Here is a 22,728-nt window from a genome sequence, read left to right as displayed (position 1 = left end):
ACCAAATCAAAAGATTGCAGCCTGCGGCAGCAGGCCGTGTGGCTCTTGATCTGGCTTGTGATCTTGATGTTAGAGGCCCATTAAACCCTGCTGGCCGAGCGCAGGTTTTGCGTAGTGGGTAACCCGGCAGGACGCCGGGTTAGCCGCGACACGGCCATGGATGGCCGATCGCGGCGGGCCCACGGAGCGAGGCCTGTGGCGAGGGTATGCCGAGCCAAAGCGAGGCACCGAGGGGGAGGGGCGAAAGCGTTTGGCCACTTTGCGCTTTTCAAAGTGGCACGCCGTAAGGGCGTAACCCTAAGTGGCCGTTACGCCTCGAATGGATATGTACTCAATCATTCTTTCATTGCCGCCTGCGTACATATCCATTGAATGCGCAACGGCGATCTACGGGTTTTCGCTCCTACAGCAAGGCAAGAATGCCTCACTGTTAAAAACCACGGCGTTGTCAGTGTTGCTGATAATAATCGTCTTATTTATAAGTTATGGGCAACCTGGCTTCCAGCCGCACCACAACTGTATGTGGGCGCAGCCTGTTCACTGCGAGAATCCAGGACCTCGCGGCACATCCGGACCCCATAACAATACAAGTTAAAAAAGGACTTAATCATGTCGATCAGTGGTATCAGCGAGTCAGCTGTTGAAGCATTTGCGGCAGCCGAACGTGAGCGTTTTATCCAGAACAACCCCAAGTCGATTGCCCTGGCCGAGCGCGCTCGGGCCAATCTGTATAACGGCGTGCCCATGCACTGGATGAGTGATTGGTCGATGCCCACGCCACTGTTTGTTCAGCAGGCCAAAGGCGCGCGTTTCACTGACGTGGATGGGCACGAATACGTCGATTTCTGCCTGGGCGACACCGGCAGCATGTTCGGCCATTCACCCGACCCGATTGCCCGCGCCATGGTTGAGCAAGCCCACAAAGGCCTGACCACGATGCTCCCCGGCGAAGACGCGGTGGTCTGCGGCGAGTTGCTCGCCGAGCGCTTTGGCTTGCCGTATTGGCAGGTGACCGCAACGGCCACTGATGCCAATCGTTATGTGGTGCGCTGGGCGAGGGCGATCACTCAACGCAAGACCTTGCTGGTGTTCGATGGTTGTTATCACGGCACGGTCGACGATGTAATGGTGCGCAACCGCGATGGTGCCACGGTGCATCGCTCTGGGTTGGTCGGTCAGGCCTACGATTTGACCCAATACAGCCGTTCGATTCCATTCAATGACGTCGATGCCCTTGAAGCGGCACTGGCCCAGGGCGATGTGTGCGCATTGTTATGTGAGCCGGCGATGACCAATATCGGCATGGTCCTGCCCTCTGAGGGTTTTATGCAAAAGTGCCGCGAATTGACCCGCCGGTATGGCAGCCTTCTGATCATTGATGAAACTCACACCATCTCCACCGGCATGGGCGGCTGCACCCGCCTGTGGGACTTGCAGCCGGACTTTTTCGTGGTCGGCAAACCGATTGCCGGTGGCGTTCCCTGCGCGGTGTTCGGGTTTACCGAGCAGGTGGCAGCGGGCATGCAGGCCGTGCAACAGATGAACAGCGAGCAAAGCACCGGGCATGGTCACAGCGGTATGGGCACCACGTTGTCAGCCAATGCTCTGGCGATGCATTGCATGCGCGCCAATCTGCAAGAGGTGATGACCGAGCAGGCCTACCGGCACATGCTGCCGCTGGCAGCAGAGCTGGCCCAAGGTTTGCGCCGTGTGTTCAAAAAGCATGATCTGCACTGGTCGGTGACAGAGCTGGGCGCTCGTTGTGAGTTCCAGTTCTGCGCCTCGCCACCCAAGACCGGTGCGCAGGCTGAGGCGGCGTTTCATGACAGCTTGCAAATGGCTTTGCATCTGTACCTGATCAACCGCGGGATTCTGATCACGCCTTTTCACAACATGACTCTATGCTGCCCGCACACCAGCGCGGCCGATGTAGAACGGCTGATCACCGAGCTGGATCAAGCACTGAGCGCCTTGCTTGCGCTGCCGGGTGCCCGCGTCGCCACTCACGAGGTTTGATATGCAGTTTGCCGATAGAAAAGAAGCCGAAGCCTTTTTGATTGCCAATCCGCAGGTGCGCAGCATCGAATTGTTTTTGATCGACGCCAACGGCGTGCCGCGTGGAAAGTTGTTGCACCGCGATGAGTTGCTGGCCATCTACGACAACGGGCGCCCGCTGCCCAGTTCGATTCTGGCGTTGACCATTCAGGGCGAAGACGTTGAGAGCACCGGTCTGGTCTGGGAAGTGGCCGATGCCGATTGCTGGACGTACCCGGTGCCCGGCAGTCTGACCGTGCAAACCTGGCGCGCGACGCCGACCGGTCAGTTGCAGGTCAGTATGCACCCCACGCAGGGCTTGCCAGCAGCCCCGGCCGATCCACGGCATGTACTCGCGAACACCATCGACCGGCTCAAGGCTGAAGGTTTTCACCCGGTGATGGCTGTGGAGCTGGAGTTTTACTTGCTCGACCGGGAGCGCGATGCCAATGGTCGTCCACAGCCAGCGCTGCAAACTAATGGCGTGCGTGCGCAGGCGCCACAGGTGTACGGCATTTATGAGCTGGAGCAGTTGCAGCCATTTCTCGACGATCTCTACGCGGCCTGTGAAGCGCAAGGCCTGCCGGTGCGCACGGCGATTTCCGAATACGCGCCCGGTCAACTGGAACTGACCCTGGAGCATCGTTTCGATGCACTGCAGGCCATCGACGAGGGCGTGCGGTACAAGCGTCTGGTCAAAGGCGTGGCCAACAAGCACGGGTTGCAGGCCTGCTTTATGGCCAAGCCGTTCAGTGATCAGGCGGGCAGCGGTTTGCACTTGCATGTGAGCCTGGCCGATGAGGAGGGTAATAACCTGTACGCCAGCGATGACCCGCAGGGCACGCCGCTGCTGCGCCACTCCATCGGCGGGATGATGCACACGTTGCTCGATTCGCTGGCGATCTTTTGCCCCCATGCCAATTCGTACCGGCGTTTCCAGGCCAGCAGTTATGCGCCGCTGGCCAAAAGCTGGGGGGTGAATAACCGCACGGTGTCATTGCGCGTACCGGGCGGCCCGGCGCAAAGCCGGCACATTGAGCACCGCATTTGCGGCGCTGACGCCAACCCGTATCTGGCTGCGGCTGCATTGCTGGCGGGGATCCATCTTGGCATCCGCCAGCAGATCGATCCGGGGGCGCCGATTGTCGGTAATGGCTATGAGCAGGCGACCGACTTTTTGCCCACCGACTGGCTCACCGCGCTGCTGGCGCTGGAGCGCTCCAGCTGGGCGCGGGAAGCCTTGGGTGATGAATTCATCAAGGTGTTTCTGGCGATCAAGTGGCATGAGTTCCGTTTGTTTACCGCCGAAGTGGGAGAGCAGGACTGGCGCTGGTACTTGACCCACGCCTGAGGACCTGAAGAGCACGAATCATTTTTCAGTGCCCTTTTTTGCGTCGCTTTTTGCACTGGCGCCAAAGCTTAAAAGGGCACTTTCGACGGTGCTCAAATGTTGCAGGCAGATTTGCCACGGAGCCGATACGGCTTCGTCCTGTGGGGTATCGCAGGCGGGAGCCAGATCGAATGTTTCATCATTGCCGGCAATCGCCGCGCAGCCTGAGGCGATGCTGGCCAAGCGCTCATGCATCGAGGCGGGCGGTGCGCCTTGCTCTTTACGCATGGCATCAGCGAAGGCTTCAGAGAACAGCAGGGCGCTGGCATACAAGCGCACGGCATGTCGCTCGTAACGGCTGGCAATGTCTTTGACTTCCCGAGAGACAAACCGGCCCCGCAGCGTCCAGCGCGCGGTGTTGCGTGCACTGCTGATGCCGTTCTCCAGTGTGATGAGGCTGTCATGGGCGCCAGAAAAGATCAGCACGGCGTTTTGTGCATATTTGGCATCGTGCTCTTCAAGGGCCTGCAGGCTTTTATTGAAGCCTTTGGCGAGCTTTTCCAGCAAGCCCTTGGCCGAGTCATCGATGATGCCGATAGGGTTGGGAGTGAGCAGGATCTGGCTGAACATCAATCCCACCCCGGCACCTACCAACACGTCCAGCATACGCACCACGCCGGCACTCTCCGGGCCGACCGCCAGCATCAACACGGCTGATACACCTGCCTGGATCGGAACTACGGGGGCCAGGCCGTAGAGTGCTGCAATTGCAATGGCCGAAAAGGTCGCAAAGCCGATGCGCACTAACGGGTAGCCATCGGGCAACCACAGTGCAGCTTCGCCGATGATGATTCCGGTGGCGACGCCCACCATCAGGCCGATCGCTTGCTTGCCATGACTGGGCAGGCCGGGCGCCAGGCACACGACGGCACTGATGGCGGCAAAGACCGGGTGGATGTGGCCGAAAAAATGTTTGGCGAGGATCCAGGCCAATGCAGCGGCGATTGCCGAGGCCAGCGCATCGCGCCAGGCGGTGGTCCAGCGAAATTTGATCCGTGCAATCAAGGGGAGGGTGTAGCGATTGAGGAACACCTTGGCAAGCATTGATACTCCCGCTCATTCAGTTGTCAGTGATACCACTCACCATAGACTGTTTGCTTGGCGCAAGGTTTAGCTTTTAGGCATTCGCGGGAGGGTGAATGCAGGCTGACAGAGTCGCTATCACGAATCGCTGCCCAGGCCCGAGGCTGCAATGTGCGGTGGTCTTGCGGACCTCATTGCAGCTTCGGGCCGCGAATCAGGCTTTCACGCTATTGCCGATTTGCCACACGTATTGGGGTTCTGTGGCGTTGACAACCCAGTCGCCGACGATCCGCGCCTTGAAGATCCACGGATTGTGCGAGGCTGCGGTGCGGGCGTTGCGCCAGTGACGGTCCAGCGATTTGTTGATGCTCACGCCGGAGGCACCGAGGGCATTGAACAGGTCTGTGGTTGCACGCAGTACCAACTCTGAAACCACAACCTGAGCCTTGGCCGTTTCGATTTCTGCCTGGATATTGGCCTGCAGTTCGGCTTGCTCATCGTCTTTGAAACGAGCGAGGTAAGCGCGCTGCAAAGGTTCAGCTGAACGCAGGGTCGCGGCCTCGGCGGCGTAGACCTGTGCCGAGATTTGCCCCACTACTTGCAGAATTTGCGGGTCGCCGTGGGTGGTTTCGGCAGCGCCTTGGCTGAATACGCGTTTGCGATTACGCACCTCATGGGTCACGTCTCGCTCCACGGCACGGCCAATCCCGGCCAGCACGGCCAGCAGCACCAATTGATAAAACGCGGTCTGGTATTTGAAACGGGTTTCGAAGGGAATCACTTGATCGGCCGTCAGCGGCACATCGACATACAGCGACGTACCGCTACCCGTGGTGCGCTGGCCAAAACCGTCCCAGTCATCGCTGTGGGTGACCCCGGAGTGACGCGCGTCGACGATAGCGATGACGTCGGCGCCATTGTCTGAACGTTGCGCGTAGACATCCACCCAGTCGGCGAAGATGCTGCCGGTGCTGTAATACTTGGCACCGTTAAGCACAAAGTTGGCGCCTTCGGGCCGTACTTTGGTGATGACCTCGCCGAGTTTGACCGCGCCGATCTCTGTCCAGCCGTTGCCCACCAGATCCCCGGCTACAAAGCGCGCAAACCAGGCGTCTCGCGCCGGGCTTGGTGGGGCATTGAGACGGTCCTCGACGAAGGCAAAGTGGGCGCGCAGCGATTGCACGATATTCGAGTCGGCTTCAGCCAGCTCGATCAGCAACTGGAACAATTGGCTGATGGAAGCCCCCGCACCGCCGTATTCGACGGGCACCCGCACCGCGCCAAATCCGGCCTCCTTCAACCAGCGGATCGGCTCGAAAGGCAGATCCCGTGCCTGTTCGCGCTCTACGGTGCCGGCTGCGATCTGTGTGAACAAAGGACGGAAACGATTGGCCAGCGTTTCATAGTCGGTGCCGACAGACAGAGGGTTTTGGCTCATGACAATGCTCCTGCATAAATGAAAGGTCACTGGCATGTCCGTTGCACAGTCTGTGCCGTTCGGTCGCAGCCCGAGATTGCGGGTCGTGTGCGGTTTGTTGCGACTCGAACTGTTGGGTTTGCAACACTGGATTAACAAGCTGTACGCCAATCCAACAGTGTTGGAAGCCCTTCAGGGGCGAGCTTGCCTCGCGATGTTTGGTCCTATCAAAGATCGCAAGGCAAACTCGCCCCCACACAGCCGATGTTTATTCAGCTGTTGCTGCGGCAACTGTTGCTTAGCCAACAGCAAGTCGACAGATTGCACGCCATGTGTTGCTTTTGGTTGAGTCGAATATTTGTTAAATCATTGAATTTAAACAGTTTTTAAAAGCGGCACGACCTGTGCAATGGCGTCTTCAATGTTTTCCATTGCATTGGAGTCTGCCCATGAGCATTTCTGTATCACCCCCTGCCAAGGCCCATGTGATCACCTCGGATGCCGAGGCAATCGAAATCGCCACAGCCTTGGCCGTGCGTTTTGCCGAAGAAGCCTCGGTGCGTGACCGGGAGCGTCGTTTACCGGTAGCCGAACTGGACCTGTTCGCGGCCAGCGGCCTGTGGGGTATTACCGTGCCCAAGGCCTACGGGGGCGCGGGTGTGTCTTATGTAACGGTCGCCGAGGTGATCAAAATCATCTCGGCTGCCGACTCGTCCTTGGGGCAAATCCCGCAAAACCACTTGGGCGTGCTGGATATTCTGTTGCACACCGGCAGTGAAGAACAAAAGCGTTACTACTACGGTAAGGCTCTGGATGGCTGGCGTTTCGGCAACGCGTTTTCAGAATCCAAGAGCAAGAACGTCGGGGCCTTTCAAACCACCATTCGCTTTGAAGACGAGCACGCGGTGCTCGACGGTGAGAAGTTCTACTGCACCGGCGCACTGTTTGCCCATATCGTCCCGGCGGTGGGGGTGGATGAACAGAATCGCCCCTTCATCGCCTTTGTCGAGCGGGACAACCCAGGGCTGACCATCATCGACAGTTGGGACGGCTTCGGGCAGCGCACGACTGCCAGTGGCGGTGCTGTGCTCAAGGGCGTGCGCGTACCGTTAAGCGCTGTGATTCCGGCTTACAAGGCCTTTGAAGAACCCACGGCAGACGGCCCGATCTCGCAAATCATTCAAGCGGCGGTGGATACCGGGATCGCCCATGGGGCCTTTGAGCAGGCGCTGATTCATGCGCGCCTGTCCCGCCCGTGGGTCGACAGCCAGCAGGATCACGGTTGGCAAGACCCTTACACGATTGCCGCAATAGGCGATTTGCAATGGCGCCTGCACGGCACCGACGCGATTCTGGCCAAGGCCGGTCGCGCGATTGATCACGCTCTGGTTGAGCCCAGTGAAGAGAGCGTGGCCGAAGCCTCGGTGATCGTGGCCCAGGCCAAAGTGCTGTCGGCGGAAATCGCCTTGCTCGCCAGCAGCAAGCTGTTCGAATTGGCCGGAACGCGCTCGGTGCTCGGCAAGCACAACCTCGACCGTTTCTGGCGCAATGCCCGCACCCACACCCTGCATGACCCGGCGCGCTGGAAGTATCACCTGATAGGCAACCGCCTGCTCAACGGCATCCAACCTCCACGCCATGCCTGGAACTGACAGAGGAGTCACGACTATGAACAGCCCAGCAATCGCTTTGCCCAACCAGCTTGCAGCAGCGGCCGAGGACTTGCGTCTGGCGCGCCAAGGCCTGGAGCAGACACTGGCTTTCGTTCGCGAACAGGCTCAGCCGTGGGCGCCGAGCGGCCTGAGCAAGGCCGTGGATGACCCCTACATCATCAGCAAGTTTGGCGACCTGAACATTCGCCTGGATGTGGCGCAAGCCCTTTATCAGCGTGCCGAGCACTTTGTCGGCAGCGCCGCCGAGGTATTGGTCGCAACGGCTGAAGCGGTGCTTGCCAGCGCCGATGCGTTGCAGGCTGTTGGCAATGTGCAGCAAGAACTCACTGGGCGCCGTGCACCGTCGTCTTCCCAGGAAGGCCGCGAACCCTTGCGCTGGCAGGCCCAGATCATTGGTAACTACCGCTTGAACGGCGTCGTACCGCCTCAGCTTCAGGAGTAAACAGATGACTCGCGAAATCCGTCTCAACGCTTTCGACATGAACTGTGTCGGTCACCAGTCCCCCGGCCTTTGGGCGCACCCGCGTGATCGCTCATGGCAATACAAAGACCTCGAGTACTGGACTGATCTGGCCAAAATTCTTGAGCGCGGCAAGTTTGACGGGCTGTTCATCGCCGACGTGCTGGGGATCTACGACGTGTACCGCGGCAACGGTGAGGCTGCGATTCGTCAGGCGGCACAAGTACCCGTCAATGACCCGCTGCAACTGATTCCGCCCATGGCAATGGTCACCGAACACTTGGGTTTTGGCCTGACGGCATCTTTGTCGTTCGAGCATCCGTATCCGTTTGCCCGTCGCCTGTCCACGCTCGATCACCTGACCAAGGGCCGGGCCGGCTGGAATATCGTGACGTCGTACCTGGAAAGCGGCGCCAAGAATCTGGGGCAAAAAACCCAGACGGCCCACGATTCGCGCTACGACTTCGCCGAAGAATACCTGGAGGTTTGCTACAAGCTTTGGGAAGGCAGTTGGGAAGAAGGCGCGATCCTGCGTGACCGTGAACGGCGGGTGTTCAGTGACCCAAGCAAGATTCATGAAATCCAGCACGTGGGCAAGCACTTCCAGGTGCCGGGCATTCACCTTTGTGAGCCATCGCCACAGCGTACGCCGGTGCTCTACCAGGCTGGAGCATCCAGCCGTGGCAAGCAGTTTGCCGCCGAGCATGCCGAGTGCGTGTTCGTGGCGTCGCCGTCCAAGGTTTTGTTGAAAAAGACCGTGGCCGATATTCGCCGCCGGGCTGCCGAGGCGGGCCGTGATCCGTCGAAAATCCTGATTTTCAACCTGCAAACGGTGATCGTCGGCGAAACCGACGCCAAGGCCAAAGCCAAGTTCGAAGAGTACAAAAGCTACGTCAGCTATGAAGGTGCAATGGCCCTGATTTCGGGCTGGACCGGTATCGACTTCAGTCAATTCAAGCCGGACGAGCCGCTTAAACACGTTCACACCAACGCCATCCAGTCAGCAGTGGAAACCTTCTCGACGGCCGATCCGGACACGATCTGGACGCCGAATGCGCTGGCCGACTGGGTGGGCATTGGTGGTTTTGGCCCGTTGTTTGTCGGTGGCCCGGAAACAGTGGCTGACCTGCTCGAAGAATGGGTCGCCGAAACTGATGTTGACGGCTTTAACCTGGCTTACGCCGTGACCCATGAAACCTTTATCGACGCAGTGGAATTGCTGGTGCCTGAGCTGCAAAAGCGCGGCGTGTACAAAAAGGAATATGCGTCAGGTACATTGCGCGAGAAACTGTTCGGCGAAGGCCCGAAACTGGCTGATTGGCACCCCGGTGCTGCGTACCGTAACCTCGGCGAACTGAACCGGGCGCGTGATAAAGAACGCGCCTGATGGGCTGTATACACAAGAGAGAATATTCATGAGTGAGCCACAAGGCGGACAGGCAACGTCTGCCATCCGCGAGGCCGATGTGTTGATTGTTGGTGGCGGCCTGAGCGGCACCTTGCTGGCTATGCAACTGCTGCGTTTGCCGGGTGCCCGGCACATCGTAGTGGTCGAGCCGCGTGCTGAACTGGGCCGGGGCGAAGCTTACAGTGCCACCGAACTGGGGCACACCCTGAACGGCAATGCGGCGCGCATGAGCATTGATCCGGACGAACCCGACGATCTGACGCGCTGGCTGCAAGCCCATATTGCCGAAGGCGGCTGGCCGGAATCAGCTGTGCAGCAGGTGCCGGTCGAGCATCTGTTTCCACCACGCGGGTTGTTTGGCGTATACGCCCAGCAGCGTCTGGCAGAAGCCCTGGCAATTGGCGCGCCGCAAGGGTCGAGCCTGACCCATGTGCGCGACGAGGTCGTCGACCTGCAAACCGACGAAAGCCGGGTGCTGGTGACCCTCAAGGGTGGGCGTCAGTTGCAGGCGGCTGTGGCCGTATTGGCCACCGGCATGTTCCCGGCGGCGCGCACGGCGCAGCGCCAGTCCAGTGGGCTTAACGCGGCGGCCCTGGACCCATGGGATGTCGAGGCGTTGCGGGGGTTGCCCGTGGATGCGCGGGTGCTGATCATCGGCTCCGGGCTGACCATGGTGGATGCGCTGGAGTCGTTGAATCGGGCCGGTCATCGCGGGTCAATCGAGGTTTTTTCGCGGCACGGCCTGTTGCCTCAAGTGCGGCGTCAGCCACCGGCCTGGGAAGATTTTTTGGCCCAGGACCTGGAGATTCGCAGCCCCCTGCAGTTGCTCCGGGCGTTGCGTCGCCAGTGCGAGCTGGCCGAGGCAGCAGGCATTGATTGGCAGGCCCCGCTGGACACCGTGCGTGCGCATATCGGGCGGTTGTGGAGCCAGGCCAGCGATGTTCAGCGGCGACAGTTTGTGCGCCATGTGCGGCCGTGGTGGGAAAGCCATCACCACCGTTCACCGCCTCAGGGCAATGCTTTGCTCGAGAAATTGCTGGGTGAAGGGCGGTTGACTATCAGTGCTGCGTCACTGCAGGGCGTAGAGTCGAGCGCTGACGGGCGTCCGCGCATTCGCTTGCGTTATCGTGGGCAGGCGCAGGTGAGGGTGGTTGAAGGCGATGGGCTGATCAACTCTACGGGCATCGAATACGACTGGCGCCGGGTGGATAAAGCCTTGCCCCGGCAGTTGCTTGAGCGGGGGTTGATTCGCGCGGGTAATTTGGCCTTGGGCATTGCGGCAGATCCGTCCGGGGCAGTGCTCAATGCGCAGTCCCAGCCTTCCAAGCGTCTGTTCGCCATGGGCCCGCCATTGCGTGGTGAGTGGTGGGAAAGCACCGCGGTGACGGATGTGGCCTTGCAGGCCAAGGCATTGGCTGCGCGGTTGGCGTTGTAATACCCGTGTAGGAGCGAGCTTGCCTCGCGATCTTTTTAAAAGATCGCGAGGCAACTGGCTCCAACAGAGTGGTTTATTCAGCCGTTGACGGTTTTTCCCAAAGGTTGATGCCGCCTTCCTGCGCAAAACGGTCGATCTCGGCCAGTTCTTCTTTGCTGAATGCCAGGTTCTGCAACGCTGCCACGTTCTCGATGATCTGCTCAGGTCGGCTTGCGCCGATCAGTGCCGAGGTCACGCGCGGGTCGCGCAGAGTCCAGGCCAGAGCCAGCTGGGCCAGACTTTGACCACGGCGCTTGGCGATCTCGTTGAGCGCACGCACGTGGGCAATGTTGCTTTCAGACAAGTGTTTGCTTTGCAACGAGCCGCCACCTGGGCGATTGACCCGCGCATCCGCCGGGATGCCATTGAGGTATTTGTCAGTCAGTAGACCCTGCGCCAGCGGGGTAAAGGCAATCACGCCGGTGCCCAGCTCTTCGGTAGTGTCCAGCAGGTCTTTTTCCACCCAGCGATTGAGCAGGTTGTATGCCGGTTGGTGGATCAGCAGCGGTACTTTCCACTCTTTGAGCAGCGCTGCAATTTCACGGGTTTTGACCCCGGAGTACGACGAGATACCAATGTACAGGGCCTTGCCTTGCTGTACGGCGGTCGCCAGGGCGCTGGCGGTTTCTTCCAGCGGGGTGTCCGGATCAAAGCGGTGCGAGTAGAAAATGTCGACGTAGTCCAGGCCCAGGCGCTGCAGGCTCTGATCAAGGCTGGCGAGGATGTACTTGCGCGAACCGCCACCCTGGCCGTAAGGGCCGGGCCACATGTCCCAGCCGGCTTTGCTGGAGATGATCAGTTCATCGCGGTAGTGTTTGAAATCTTCGCGCAGCAAGCGGCCAAAATTGATCTCGGCACTGCCATACGGTGGGCCGTAGTTGTTGGCCAGGTCAAAGTGGTTGATGCCCAGATCGAAGGCCGTGCGCAGCAAGGCGCGCTGGGTGTCGATGGGCGTGCTGTCGCCGAAGTTGTGCCACAGCCCCAGCGACAGGGCGGGCAGCACCAGGCCACTGCGACCTACGCGGCGATAAGGAATGGATTCATAGCGGTTTTCGGCAGCGATGTATGTCATCGAATAGTCTCAGTTCAAGTGTGTTGAAGACTATGCGTTCCGGTTGGCCAGACGCTTCAAGCCCAAGTATTGACGCAGTATCGTAGGTGGTGATGAGGCTGTATTGGCCTCATCCCGACGTTTTCAACGCCGCTTATCCTAGCGCAGATACATTTCGTACAGAGCCCAAGGACGTGAAATAGCCGGATATTTCCGGCTACATGCAGGCGTGATCAGGCTTTGGCTTGCCCCGGCAAAACGTCATTGGCGATCATTTCGCCAAAGGGGCCGGTCAGGTTGGTAATGCCGCGACCCGCCAGGCTGGCATACGGTTCGGGCAGCAGCGGGAAGACCAGTTCGGCGAAGCGGTAGGCTTCTTCCAGGTGCGGGTAGCCCGAGAAAATAAAGCTTTCGATGCCCAGGTCGGCGTATTCCTTGATGCGTTCTGCCACTTGTTGCGGGTTGCCCACCAGCGCGGTACCGGCACCGCCGCGAACCAGGCCGACACCGGCCCACAGGTTGGGCGAGATCTCCAGATTGTCGCGGCGCCCGTCGTGCAGCGCGGCCATGCGGCGCTGGCCTTCGGAGTCAAAGCGGGAGAACGATTTTTGCGCCGCAGCAATGGTTTCGTCGCTGATGTGCTCGATCAGGGTGTCGGCGGCTTTCCAGGCTTCTTGCTCGGTCTCGCGCACGATCACGTGCAGACGAATGCCGAAGCGTACGGTGCGGCCCAAGCGGGCAGCACGCTCACGCACATCGGCGATTTTCTCGGCCACGGCCGCGGGCGGTTCGCCCCAGGTCAGGTACACGTCGACTTGCTCGGCAGCCAGGTCGTGAGCCGCTTCGGAAGAGCCGCCGAAATACAGCGGCGGATAAGGTTTTTGCACGGGCGGGTAGAGTGCCTTGGCGTTTTGCACGTGCAGGTGCTTGCCTTCAAAGTCAACGGACTCGCCTTGCAGCACCCGGCGCCAGATTATCAGGAACTCATCTGACACCTCATAGCGTTCGCTGTGGCTGAGGAAACTGCCGTCGCCACGGTTTTCATCCGGGTCGCCCCCCGTCACCACGTTGATCAGCAGGCGACCGCCAGACAGTCGGTCCAGCGTCGCAGCCATGCGCGCCGACACGGTCGGTGAAATGATCCCCGGCCGTATTGCGACCAGATAACGCAGGCGCTCGGTCAACGGCACCAGCGCCGAGGCAATAACCCACGAGTCCTCGCAGGAGCGGCCGGTCGGAATCAGAACGCCGTAGTAGCCCAAGTCATCAGCCGCCTGGGCAACTTGCTTGAGGTAGTTGAGCGTGACCGGACGGGCGCCCTTGGTGGTGCCTAGAAAGTGGCCGTCGCCGTGGGTGGGGAGGAACCAAAACACATCCATTGAAAAAGTCCTTAAGCGATTTTCAGCAAGTTGTTGGCAGACGCGCTGAACAGCGGCGCGGCACGTTCTGCAGCAAGACGGATGCGAGCCTTCAAAGGCTCACTGGTTATTTGGTAATTGGCGAAATCGGATTCGGTGGCATACACGCCGATCGGCAGCGTCAACGCCTGGAAAAAGCCGAACAGCGGGCGCAACTGGTGTTCGAGCACTAGCGCATGCCGGTCGCTGCCGCCGGTGGCCGCGAGCAAAACCGGGGTGTCGATCAGGCCGTTGATATCCACCAGATCGAACAGGTGCTTGAGCAGGCCCGGATAGGAGCCGCGATACACCGGGGTGGCAATAATCAGCAGGTCGGCGTTTTCAATCGCCTGAATCTCGGCATCAACTTGCGGGCTCAGTTCCTGGCGTGACAAGGCGCCGCCCAGTTGCCGTGCAATGGTGCCCAGCTCAATCAAGCGGCTTTCGATAGTGAGCCGGGTTTGCAGTTCATCAAGAATGGCCTTGGCCAAAACCAGAGTGCGCGAAGGGCTGTACGCCCCACCCGAAACGACGACGACTTGCAGCGCGTTAGACATGTTCGAATCCTTGGCTAGTGTTCAGCAGACTGTGGACAGTTGCTGTCTGTCAGCAATCTCCGTACCAAAAGCCAAGCCCCCGTAAATCAGGGGTTTGGTACGTAACGGGCAAGGTAGGTGGTGTTGGCTGAGTGGTTAAGTGCAGATTTGCTGTTGGCTTTGCAACAGTTGCTGGATGAACAGTTGGGGCGCGAGAAGGGCGGAGGCGGACATAGATTCGGACATAAACAATGGCCAGAACGATCCCTTTTTGGCCTGCCTACTCCTGTGAACCACGGCATCGGTCGGCAAGAATCAAAGCCACCTATAAGAGTTATCTTCCTGACCCTCGCCCTTTTTACGGGCTACTGCCGTGTACAAAACATAACAACTATTGATCTCACGCCAAAAATGGGGAATGCAGTCATGAACACGGTCAAACGCTTACTGGGCGCCACGGTATGTGGTTTGTCGCTGCTGGCCTGCGCGGTACAAGCCGATCAGCGCCAATTGCGCGTGTACAACTGGGCGGATTACATCTTGCCGTCCGTGCCAAAGGACTTCGCCAAAGACACGGGTATCAAGGTGACCTGGGACACTTTCGAGACCAACGAATCTCTGGAAGCCAAACTGCTGACCGGCAACTCGGGCTACGACCTGGTGGTGCCGTCCAACCAGTTCCTGGACACCCAGATCAAGGCCGGTGTGTTTCAAAAACTCGATAAATCCAAACTGCCTAACTGGCACCACCAAGATCCTCAATTGCTCAAACTGCTGGAGACCAATGACCCCGGTAACCAGTACGCCGTGCCTTATATGGTTGGCACCGTGCTGATCGGTTTTAACCCGGACAAGGTCAAGGCAGCATTGGGGGATGATGCGCCGGTAGACAGTTGGGACCTGGTGTTCAAGCCCGAAAACATGGCCAAGCTGAAATCCTGTGGCGTCGCCATGCTCGATTCGCCTTCAGAGATCCTGCCGCTGGCCTTGCACTACCTGGGCCTGGACCCGAACAGCCAGAACCCGGCCGACTATGAAAAAGCCAAAGAGCTGATGCTCAAGATTCGCCCTTACGTCACCTACTTCAACTCGGCCAAGTACATGACCGACATTGCCAACGGTGACATCTGCGTGGCCATTGGTTACTCGGGCAGTTTTTACCAGTTCGGCAACCGCGCCAAAGAAGCGAAGAACGGTGTAGTCGTGGACTGGCGCTTGCCTAAAGAGGGTGCCCCGATCTGGTTTGATACCTTCGCGATCCCTAAGAGTGCAAAGAATGTCGAAGAAGCATATGAGTTCCTCAACACCTTGCTGGAGCCCAAAGTAATTGCTTCGATCAGCGACTTTTTGGGTTATCCGAATGCCAACAAGGATTCGCTGCCGCTGATCAATAAAGAGATCACCGGTAACCCCAACTTGACCCCGACGCCTGAAGCGTTGAAATCACTGTATGTGGTGCAACCACTGCCACAAAAGCTGGAGCGTGTACGGACCCGCACCTGGACCAGCATCAAATCGGATAAATAACCGGTTACAACGTCTTGCCTCGCGATATTTTGATCTTTCAAAAGATCGCGAGACAAGCGTGCTTACAAGGTGTAATGCCCTGGATAGGGCGGGCTTTACTCTTCGATCAGCACTTTCGGGTTGGAGTTGCCCCACACGGTGTACAGGTCGGCCAACAATGCGCCGTTGATGTCTTCGACTTCATCCTGGCTGATGATCGCGTTGCCCTGTTTACCGAACAGCACCACTTCATCGCCGCTCTTAACGTCGGGCGCATCGGTCACGTCCACCATCAGGGTGTTCATCGAAACCTTGCCCACTACCGGTACGCGGTGGCCGTTGATCAGCACGATGCCTTTATTGGTAAAGGCGCGACGATACCCATCCGAGTAACCGACCGTGATGTTGGCCAGTTTCGAATCCCGATCCAGGGTGTAGGTGCGGTCATAGCCCACGGTGTTGCCTTTGGGGTAGCTGTTGACCGAGGCCACGTGTGATTTGAATTGCATTACGCGCTTGTAGTCGGTGTGCGAGGGCACGGTGTCACCGAACAGCGCGCCGCCTGGGCGGACCATGTCCAGGTGCGACTCGGGCACTTCCAGCGTGGCGAACGAGTTGGCAGCATGCAGGGTGATTTTGCTGCGGTCCAGCTGAGCCACGTTCATCAGCCACTCAGCCTGTTGATTGAAGGCCTTGAGGCCGGCGCGCACGTCGTCGGCGTCTTCAACCGCGAAGTGGGTCATGATTGCTCGCACTTCCAAGTTGGGAACCTTGGTGATCGCGACGGCGTCTCGGCGACCTTGCGCGGTCGTCATTTCTACGCCGTTACGGCTCATGCCACTGGAATTCAAGCCCAGGTGCACCACCAGCGGACGCCCGTGTTTTTCGGCAATCAGGCTGGCCTTGACCGCGAAATCGAGATTACCGACCAACTCTTCCATGTTGTACGGCAGCGCTGCTTCCAGCTCACTCAGTGCGGCGGTCCGCACGCGGATCAACTGGCCTTTGTAGCCACTTTCACGGACCACGCGGGCTTCTTCGTTACTGGCAACGCCCACGCAAGGCACGCCGGTAGCGATGATTGAAGGCATCAACAAACCGATGCCGTGGCCGTAGGCATCGGCCTTGAGCACCGCACAGATTTTGGATTTGCCGCCGAGTGTGTTTTTCAGTACCTGGATATTGTGTTCAAACGCGGTTTTGTTGATTTCAACCCAGGCATTGCTGTCTTGGGTGTTCACCTGGGCGACGCCATTGGTCATCGTCAGGGGAGGGGCTGCGAAGGTTGGGGTTTGCAGCAGTGTCATGCTCAAAGAAAGGGCGAGCAGGGTACGAGCGAACGGTAGCATCCGAGTTTCCATACTTTATTGTTAGGTCTTAGGGGGATGAAGCGCGGCGGATACTAGGGGCTGTTCCCGTGTCATTGCAAGCCGCGTCACTGGGTCAGATTTAGCCAGGCAAGGTGCAGTGCCAAGGGGGAGGGGTGTCACAGTGCGATCTCTGGCGCCGTATTGGTATTGTGCAGTGATAGCCGTCAGCCCTGTTCTGTCCTTGATGCAAAGGTAGTTGTGAGGTCATCGCACTATAGATACGATACGGAGCGTATCGAAATTCAATTGGATTCGTGTCAATGATGTTCAATGCGAATCCCTCATGGCAGGAACATTCAATGCTCGATTTGAGAAATGTTGAGGTCAGGACCCGTATCGACCATGACGGTCACCTTCGTATCTGGCTGCAAGACGTCGCCATTCAAGCACCTGGCCGGGACGAAGTCCTTGTGCGAATGGAGGCTGCGCCGCTTAACCCGTCGGACCAATTGTTGCTTTTCGGGCCTGTCGACGCCGCAACGTTGAAGCAAAGCGGCACCGCGCAGCAGCCGGTGATTGAGGGGCGGGTCCCCAGCGAGCGACTGGCGGCGATTGCGGGGCGATTGGGCCAATCGCTGCCGGTAGGCAATGAAGGTGCGGGGACGGTTATCGCGGCAGGCAGCGACACGTTGTCGTGGGTAGGCAAGCGGGTCGCGCTGCGTGGCACGACCGGGACGTTCTCTCGCTATCAGACCGTTAAAGCGGCTGATTGTCTGGTATTGCCTGAGGGAGTGTCGGCGCGCGAAGGGGCGGCGGCTTTTATCAATCCACTGACTGCTCTGGGTATGGTCGAAACCCTGCGCCGCGAGGGTCATACGGCGCTCGTCCACACTGCTGCCGCGTCGAATCTGGGGCAAATGCTGAACCGACTGTGCCTCGCCGATGGCGTGCCGCTGGTCAATATTGTTCGTAGTGAGGAGCAGGTGCGGCTCTTGCGCGACCAGGGTGCACAGTTCGTGCTGAACAGCAATGCGGATGATTTCCGGAGTGCATTGCAAAAGGCTCTGGAGGCTACTGGCGCCACACTGGCTTTTGACGCGATTGGTGGCGGTACAACGGCGGGAACACTCCTGAGTGCAATGGAAGCGGCCGCAAGCAGTCGTCTCACTCGCTATAGCCGTTATGGTTCCCCCATCCACAAACAGGTCTATATATACGGGGTGCTTGATCCAAGTCCGCGCGTGCTCGATGGCCAGTTTGGCATGGCGTGGGGAGTGGGCGGCTGGCTGATGACCTGGTTCTACGAGCGTATCGATGCTGGCGACGCAGCCCGGTTGCGCGCCCGCGCGACGGATGGCCTGACGACCTTATTCGCCAGCCATTTTTCTGCTGAAATTGGTCTTGAGCAGATGCTGTCGCTCGATGCCATTGCTGCCTATACACGCCGCGCGACGGGGACCAAGTTTCTTGTACTGCCACAGGCGGGATGGGTATGAGCCCTGTACCTGGCCGCAAACGTAATGAAGCGTCGCGTCAAGCCATCCTCGAGGCGACGTTCGCGCTCATGCAGGAAAACGGATTCAGCAGCCTCTCCATAGAGGGGGTAGCCGCGCGTGCGGGGGTGGGCAAAACCACGATCTATCGTTGGTGGCCGGCAAAAGGTGTGCTTGCAGTTGAAGCGTTTCTGGAAACAGTCGAACCACTCATAGCTTTTCCCGAAACGGGATCGACCCTTGACACTATCCTGCGCCAGATGCAGTTGCTTGCGATGCTGTACAACGGGCCGACTGGCTACCTTGTCCGTGAAATGATCGGTGTCGCCCAGTCTGACTCCTCAGTGCGAGATGCATTTGTCGCCGGGTTTATTGAGCCGCGTCGTTTGCAAGCTCGCGAGGTTCTTGAGCGTGGAATGGCAACCGGCGAGTTGCGCAAGGACATCGACCTCAATATCGCCCTGGATACGCTTTGGGCGCCTATTTACTACCGCCTGCTCGTTTCAGGTAGCGTCATTGATGAGGCTTTTATTTGCAGTTATGCCGACATCGTGCTGCGTGGCCTCAAACCGTAACGTCGGTAAATCGCCGTTGCTTTAATCGCTCGGCGAATACACCGTTTTTATCAACTTGATTTTTGGATTTGGCCCGTCGAGTGCTACCGGTCCCCGTGCCCTGAACCGCTGGTGCTGTGTACACTGCATCGCCTCAGGTCATATCAAAGGAGATCCCGGTGGATCTACGCCAGTTGGAAGCGTTTGCTGCAGTCATGTCGGCGGGCAGTGTCACGGGGGCAGGGCAGATGCTCGGGCGCTCGCAGCCTACCGTGACACGGCTGATACAGGAGTTGGAGCAGGAACTGGGCTTTGCCTTGTTTGAACGCAGCGGACCCAAGGTCACCCCGACGCAGAAAGCGTTCATGCTTTCGGCCGAGGTGGAGAATGCCCTGCAGGGCGTGCGTCACGTGCAACAGCGCGCCTTGAACATTGCCCGCGATGAAAACCGCAGCTTGCGCCTGGTGGCCACTCCGGCCCTGGCGTCGGGTTTATTGCCTCCGGCCCTTGCGCTTTTGCCATCTCAGTTACAGCCCCAGCAGTTGCAACTCCAGAGCCTCAGCGCTCAAGAGGCGGTGCAGGCGGTCCTGGCCAAAACCGTCGACCTGGGTGTGGTCAGCCTGCCGCTGGAACATCGCGGGCTTGAATTGCACTGGATTGGCGAAGCCGCCTGTGTGGCGGTGCTGGCGGCGGACTCGCCGTTGGCCGCAGAGCCTGTGTTGAGCATGCACACCTTGGCGCAACAGACGTTGATCAGTATTTCCAACCCGTTCAGGTTCCGGCGCCGGATCAACCGTGCGTTCGAAGCCGCCGGGGTTGAGCCGCAACACATCCTGGACACCAACACGTCACTGACCGCGATGCAAATGGCCCGAGTGGGGCTGGGTGTAGCGCTGGCTGACCCGTTCACGGCCTTTGGTGTGCCGCTGGAGGGGGTTGTGGTGCGTCCGATTGAAAGCAATGTCCCGTTCTTTTTTGGCTTGATCTCAGCGTACGCAACCCCGCTATCGGACGTGGCCAAGGCATTGGTTGATACCCTCAAAACGTCGTCACAGGCTTTGCTGCCAGGCATGATCGTGCACCCGGCCAGCAGCCATTATGCGTTGATGCAAAGCATCTACGCCGGTTAACCCCCTTTCCCGTGTAGGAGCGAGCTTGCCTCGCGATCTTTTGACCTTCTAAAAGATCGCAAGGCAAGCTCGCTCCTACTTTTTTATGCCAAACAGACATATCCATATCCTTTTTTGGTAGTTGATGGAATAACCGCTGCTCCTTAGTATTCATTTACCGCATTCAATGCGCTAATGAATCATGAAAATGAATTGAAGGCTGCCAACACAGACCTTCATGCTTCGCGGGCATCCAGCCGACCTCGGCAAATCGCCGCACGACGTGTTTGAACTTTTTTGGCGATTTATCGGGGAGTTTGCATATGCAATCCGGCGTTTCATCGGCTTCACTTTTTTCATCGGCGGCCCTCGCGCTGACTGGGCTATGCCTGGTCAGCGCGCCTGCAGTGGCGCAAGAAGATGACGACAAGGCTCACGGGAAAACCGAACCGGTCATGCAGACCGTGGTCTCGGTCGGTAACCGGGGTACCGAGCGCACGGTGGCTGAAAGTGCCGTGCCGATTGATGTGATCAGCGGCCAGGAACTGCTCAAGCAGGGGGCCAGCGCCAGTCTGCGTGATGCACTGGCGCAAACCCTGCCATCGTTCAACGTGGCCAAGGTCACTGGCGGCGCTTACAGCAACGTGGCACGCTCGGCCGGTTTGCGTGGTCTGGGCGGCGGCTATGTGCTGGTGCTGGTCAACGGCAAGCGCCGTCATGGCGGCTCGGTGGCATCAGAAAACTCGGTGCTGTCAGAGGGCTGGAACCCGGCCGATCTGGACCTGATTCCCATCAGTGCCATTGATCGTGTCGAAGTGCTGCGCGACGGCGCTGCGGCCCAATACGGTTCGGATGCCATCGCCGGGGTGATCAATATCATCCTCAAGTCCAACAGCAGTGGCGGTAGCGCCAGCACCATGGCCGGGCGCCGTTCGCGTTATCACAGTGGCGTGGGCTCCAATGGCGAGACCTACCAGCAGACCTTCGATATCGGTCTGCCGCTGCCCAATGACGGCTTTTTCAACTTTGCGCTGGATGCCAAGAAGCAGGACAGCACCAAGCGTTCCGGGGTGGCTACCGGCAGTTTCTACTACCCGGTGAACGGCCAGCCTGACCCGCGTGAGAACACCATCGACAAGCGCACCTATGGGGGTGCCCTGCCGGAGATCGAGCAGCTCAACGTGTCGTATAACGCGGAGTTGCCGCTCAACGATTCGATCTCTCTGTACTCCTTCAGCACCGTCGGTCAGCAGGATGCGCTGGTGTCCATCGCTTACCGCCGCCCAAACGGCAACACCATCATCAACGAACTGTACCCGGACGGCGTGGCCCCTGATTTCACGTTTGACAGTTTCGACTACCAGAGTGTCTTCGGGGCCCGTGGTGATGACCTGGCAGGCTGGGGTTGGGACCTGAGCACCTCTTACGGAGCCAACCGTCAGAAGCAAAGCACCAAAAACAACCTAAACCCGTCGCTGGGGCCGGACAGCCCGCGCCACTTTGACTTGCAGACCAATACCTTCACCCAATGGACTACCAACCTGGATCTCAACCGTAAGCTGGACATCGGCATGAGCAATCCGCTGAACTTTGCCACCGGCCTCGAATACCGTTTCGAGCAGTACCGCACCGAGTCCGGGGATGAAGCCTCCTATGCCAACGGCGGTTATCGGTACCCGCAGGGCCACCCGCGCGCGGGGCAGTTGTCAGCTATCGGTGCGCTGGGCAACTACCTGTTGCTGCCCGAGGATGAGGTCAATCTGCGTCGCAGCAACTCGGCAGCCTACGTCGACCTGGGCCTGGATGTGACGGACAAATGGTTCGTGGGTGCCGCCGGGCGTTTTGAACATTACACCGACAGCTCGGGTAATACCTGGACCGGCAAGCTGTCGACCCGTTATGCCTTCACACCTGAGTTGGCCGCACGCGGCGCCATCAGCACCGGTTTTGTCGCGCCATCGATGGTGCAGCAAGGCTATGCCAAGACCGGGCTGGGTCGTCGTACCGTGGGCAACGAAACCCAGGACATCATGATCAAGCGCGTGCAGCCCAACTCGGCGATTGGCCGGGCGCTGGGCGCTGAAGACCTGGACCCGGTGAAGTCCGAAAGCATTTCTGCGGGCCTGACCTGGAGCCCGGTGCAGAACCTCAACATCGCGCTGGATGCTTACCTGATTGACCTGCAGGACCGTATCGCACTGATCAGCCCGTTGTCGGGGCCAGCGGTCGATAAAATCCTCGCGGCCAACGGTTTCTCCCATGTGCAGCAGGTGCAGTACTACGCCAATGCCTTTGATACCCGCACCAAGGGCCTGGACCTGGTGGCCGACTACACCCAGCACCTGGACCGCTACGGCCGCTTGCGCTGGAACCTTGGGGCGAACTGGAACAAAGCCACCATCACCGATCTCAAGGCCAACCCTGAGCAGTTGCAAAGCCTCGGCCTGTCGCGTTTTGAGCGTACGGAAATGGGCGGCGTGACCGACCTGGTGCCCAAGAGCAAATACATCGTGGGCGTCAACTGGCAAGTCAGCGACTGGGACATTGGCCTGCGCAGCACCCGCTACGGCAAGGTCAAGCGGCTGGGCAGCGGTGCCACCGGCATTGATGAAACCTTCAGTGCCAAATGGATCACCGATGTCGACGTGAACTACGCCCTGACTGACAACATCACTGTGTCTGTGGGGGCTGATAACGTGTTCAACGTCTACCCGGACAAGCACACGATCAATGACGTCTCCGGTGGTTCCTACTACTCATCGATCTCACCGTTTGGCTCTTACGGGGCGTTTTACTACGGCCGTCTGAACATCGATTTTTAAACCGGGGCCAAAGCCTGGCCCGCTCTTCATAGGAACTGCCACAGGCTGCAATCTTTCAACGATCAGAAGAC

Annotated in this window: 17 protein-coding genes; 11 read left to right on the top strand and 6 right to left on the bottom strand. The window is 58.9% G+C overall.

The window, feature by feature from the left end; all coding sequences use genetic code 11:
* Positions 1 to 609: 609 nt before the first annotated feature.
* Positions 610 to 2,016 carry an aspartate aminotransferase family protein gene (locus NTD86_RS23135; RefSeq protein ID WP_262205711.1) on the top strand — a complete coding sequence of 469 codons (1,407 nt, stop codon included), beginning with the start codon at positions 610 to 612 and terminating at the stop codon, positions 2,014 to 2,016.
* 1 nt (position 2,017) lies between these two features.
* Positions 2,018 to 3,385: a glutamine synthetase family protein gene (locus tag NTD86_RS23130; RefSeq protein WP_262205710.1), complete on the top strand. Its 1,368-nt coding sequence runs from the start codon at positions 2,018 to 2,020 to the stop codon at positions 3,383 to 3,385.
* 18 nt (positions 3,386 to 3,403) lie between these two features.
* On the opposite strand, the gene NTD86_RS23125 is transcribed toward NTD86_RS23130, so the two are convergent.
* Both NTD86_RS23125 and NTD86_RS23120 read right to left on the bottom strand, forming a co-directional pair.
* Complete coding sequence (locus NTD86_RS23125) at positions 3,404 to 4,468, bottom strand: FUSC family protein (protein ID WP_262205709.1); 1,065 nt, start codon at positions 4,466 to 4,468, stop codon at positions 3,404 to 3,406.
* A 193-nt stretch (positions 4,469 to 4,661) separates the two neighbouring features.
* Complete coding sequence (locus NTD86_RS23120; protein ID WP_262205708.1) at positions 4,662 to 5,885, bottom strand: acyl-CoA dehydrogenase family protein; 1,224 nt, start codon at positions 5,883 to 5,885, stop codon at positions 4,662 to 4,664.
* Positions 5,886 to 6,313: 428 nt separating this feature from the next.
* Between NTD86_RS23120 and NTD86_RS23115 the strand changes: the two genes are divergently transcribed.
* Genes NTD86_RS23115 through NTD86_RS23100 form a run of 4 tightly spaced genes read left to right on the top strand, consistent with a single transcriptional unit; the run spans position 6,314 to position 10,840 of the window.
* Positions 6,314 to 7,516 carry an SfnB family sulfur acquisition oxidoreductase gene (locus NTD86_RS23115; protein ID WP_262205707.1) on the top strand — a complete coding sequence of 401 codons (1,203 nt, stop codon included), beginning with the start codon at positions 6,314 to 6,316 and terminating at the stop codon, positions 7,514 to 7,516.
* 16 nt (positions 7,517 to 7,532) lie between these two features.
* Positions 7,533 to 7,979, top strand: a complete 447-nt coding sequence (locus NTD86_RS23110; RefSeq protein WP_262205706.1) for an acyl-CoA dehydrogenase — start codon at positions 7,533 to 7,535, stop codon at positions 7,977 to 7,979.
* Between the two features lie 4 nt (positions 7,980 to 7,983).
* A complete protein-coding gene (locus NTD86_RS23105) occupies positions 7,984 to 9,384 on the top strand; it encodes an LLM class flavin-dependent oxidoreductase (protein WP_262205705.1) in 1,401 nt (466 codons plus the stop codon).
* 28 nt (positions 9,385 to 9,412) lie between these two features.
* A complete protein-coding gene (locus NTD86_RS23100; RefSeq protein ID WP_262205704.1) occupies positions 9,413 to 10,840 on the top strand; it encodes an FAD/NAD(P)-binding protein in 1,428 nt (475 codons plus the stop codon).
* 73 nt (positions 10,841 to 10,913) lie between these two features.
* Here the strand turns inward: NTD86_RS23100 and mgrA are convergent, their stop codons facing one another.
* The 3 genes from mgrA to msuE form a co-directional block, all read right to left on the bottom strand.
* Positions 10,914 to 11,951 carry an L-glyceraldehyde 3-phosphate reductase gene (gene mgrA, locus NTD86_RS23095; protein ID WP_262205703.1) on the bottom strand — a complete coding sequence of 346 codons (1,038 nt, stop codon included), beginning with the start codon at positions 11,949 to 11,951 and terminating at the stop codon, positions 10,914 to 10,916.
* Positions 11,952 to 12,163: 212 nt separating this feature from the next.
* Positions 12,164 to 13,309, bottom strand: coding sequence for an FMNH2-dependent alkanesulfonate monooxygenase (gene ssuD / locus NTD86_RS23090; protein ID WP_262205702.1), 1,146 nt, complete (start codon positions 13,307 to 13,309; stop codon positions 12,164 to 12,166).
* 11 nt (positions 13,310 to 13,320) lie between these two features.
* Positions 13,321 to 13,884 (bottom strand): FMN reductase, encoded by a 564-nt coding sequence (msuE, locus tag NTD86_RS23085; RefSeq protein WP_262205701.1) that lies wholly within the window; start codon positions 13,882 to 13,884, stop codon positions 13,321 to 13,323.
* A gap of 405 nt (positions 13,885 to 14,289) precedes the next feature.
* Between msuE and NTD86_RS23080 the strand changes: the two genes are divergently transcribed.
* Positions 14,290 to 15,390, top strand: a complete 1,101-nt coding sequence (locus NTD86_RS23080) for a polyamine ABC transporter substrate-binding protein (RefSeq protein ID WP_262205700.1) — start codon at positions 14,290 to 14,292, stop codon at positions 15,388 to 15,390.
* Positions 15,391 to 15,485: 95 nt separating this feature from the next.
* Here NTD86_RS23080 and alr read toward each other — a convergent pair whose 3' ends face one another.
* On the bottom strand, positions 15,486 to 16,718 hold the full coding sequence (alr, locus tag NTD86_RS23075; RefSeq protein ID WP_262205699.1) for an alanine racemase: 1,233 nt from the start codon (positions 16,716 to 16,718) through the stop codon (positions 15,486 to 15,488).
* A 320-nt stretch (positions 16,719 to 17,038) separates the two neighbouring features.
* On the opposite strand from alr, the gene NTD86_RS23070 reads away from it, so the two are divergent.
* The 4 genes from NTD86_RS23070 (at position 17,039) to NTD86_RS23055 (ending at position 22,657) form a co-directional block, all read left to right on the top strand.
* Positions 17,039 to 18,175 carry a zinc-binding dehydrogenase gene (locus NTD86_RS23070; RefSeq protein ID WP_262205698.1) on the top strand — a complete coding sequence of 379 codons (1,137 nt, stop codon included), beginning with the start codon at positions 17,039 to 17,041 and terminating at the stop codon, positions 18,173 to 18,175.
* Entirely contained in the window at positions 18,172 to 18,747 is a 576-nt protein-coding gene (locus NTD86_RS23065; protein ID WP_262205697.1) for a TetR/AcrR family transcriptional regulator, read from the top strand. Before NTD86_RS23070 ends, NTD86_RS23065 begins: the two co-directional genes overlap by 4 nt.
* A gap of 158 nt (positions 18,748 to 18,905) precedes the next feature.
* Positions 18,906 to 19,856 carry a LysR family transcriptional regulator gene (locus NTD86_RS23060; protein ID WP_262205696.1) on the top strand — a complete coding sequence of 317 codons (951 nt, stop codon included), beginning with the start codon at positions 18,906 to 18,908 and terminating at the stop codon, positions 19,854 to 19,856.
* Between the two features lie 302 nt (positions 19,857 to 20,158).
* A complete protein-coding gene (locus NTD86_RS23055) occupies positions 20,159 to 22,657 on the top strand; it encodes a TonB-dependent receptor plug domain-containing protein (RefSeq protein ID WP_262205695.1) in 2,499 nt (832 codons plus the stop codon).
* Positions 22,658 to 22,728: the final 71 nt, after the last annotated feature.

This window comes from Pseudomonas sp. 7P_10.2_Bac1 (assembly GCF_025465935.1).
GTDB lineage: Bacteria > Pseudomonadota > Gammaproteobacteria > Pseudomonadales > Pseudomonadaceae > Aquipseudomonas.
Note: the sequence above shows the minus strand (reverse complement) of the source record. Positions and strands in the feature narration are given on the sequence as shown.

What these genes read in the sequence shown, in the direction of transcription:
- NTD86_RS23135 (WP_262205711.1), top strand. Translation starts at nt 610, where the DNA reads ATGTCGATCAGTGGTATCAGCGAGTCAGCTGTTGAAGCATTTGCGGCA.
- NTD86_RS23130 (WP_262205710.1), top strand. Translation starts at nt 2,018, where the DNA reads ATGCAGTTTGCCGATAGAAAAGAAGCCGAAGCCTTTTTGATTGCCAAT.
- NTD86_RS23125 (WP_262205709.1), bottom strand. Translation starts at nt 4,468, where the DNA reads ATGCTTGCCAAGGTGTTCCTCAATCGCTACACCCTCCCCTTGATTGCA.
- NTD86_RS23120 (WP_262205708.1), bottom strand. Translation starts at nt 5,885, where the DNA reads ATGAGCCAAAACCCTCTGTCTGTCGGCACCGACTATGAAACGCTGGCC.
- NTD86_RS23115 (WP_262205707.1), top strand. Translation starts at nt 6,314, where the DNA reads ATGAGCATTTCTGTATCACCCCCTGCCAAGGCCCATGTGATCACCTCG.
- NTD86_RS23110 (WP_262205706.1), top strand. Translation starts at nt 7,533, where the DNA reads ATGAACAGCCCAGCAATCGCTTTGCCCAACCAGCTTGCAGCAGCGGCC.
- NTD86_RS23105 (WP_262205705.1), top strand. Translation starts at nt 7,984, where the DNA reads ATGACTCGCGAAATCCGTCTCAACGCTTTCGACATGAACTGTGTCGGT.
- NTD86_RS23100 (WP_262205704.1), top strand. Translation starts at nt 9,413, where the DNA reads ATGAGTGAGCCACAAGGCGGACAGGCAACGTCTGCCATCCGCGAGGCC.
- mgrA (WP_262205703.1), bottom strand. Translation starts at nt 11,951, where the DNA reads ATGACATACATCGCTGCCGAAAACCGCTATGAATCCATTCCTTATCGC.
- ssuD (WP_262205702.1), bottom strand. Translation starts at nt 13,309, where the DNA reads ATGGATGTGTTTTGGTTCCTCCCCACCCACGGCGACGGCCACTTTCTA.
- msuE (WP_262205701.1), bottom strand. Translation starts at nt 13,884, where the DNA reads ATGTCTAACGCGCTGCAAGTCGTCGTCGTTTCGGGTGGGGCGTACAGC.
- NTD86_RS23080 (WP_262205700.1), top strand. Translation starts at nt 14,290, where the DNA reads ATGAACACGGTCAAACGCTTACTGGGCGCCACGGTATGTGGTTTGTCG.
- alr (WP_262205699.1), bottom strand. Translation starts at nt 16,718, where the DNA reads ATGCTACCGTTCGCTCGTACCCTGCTCGCCCTTTCTTTGAGCATGACA.
- NTD86_RS23070 (WP_262205698.1), top strand. Translation starts at nt 17,039, where the DNA reads ATGCTCGATTTGAGAAATGTTGAGGTCAGGACCCGTATCGACCATGAC.
- NTD86_RS23065 (WP_262205697.1), top strand. Translation starts at nt 18,172, where the DNA reads ATGAGCCCTGTACCTGGCCGCAAACGTAATGAAGCGTCGCGTCAAGCC.
- NTD86_RS23055 (WP_262205695.1), top strand. Translation starts at nt 20,159, where the DNA reads ATGCAATCCGGCGTTTCATCGGCTTCACTTTTTTCATCGGCGGCCCTC.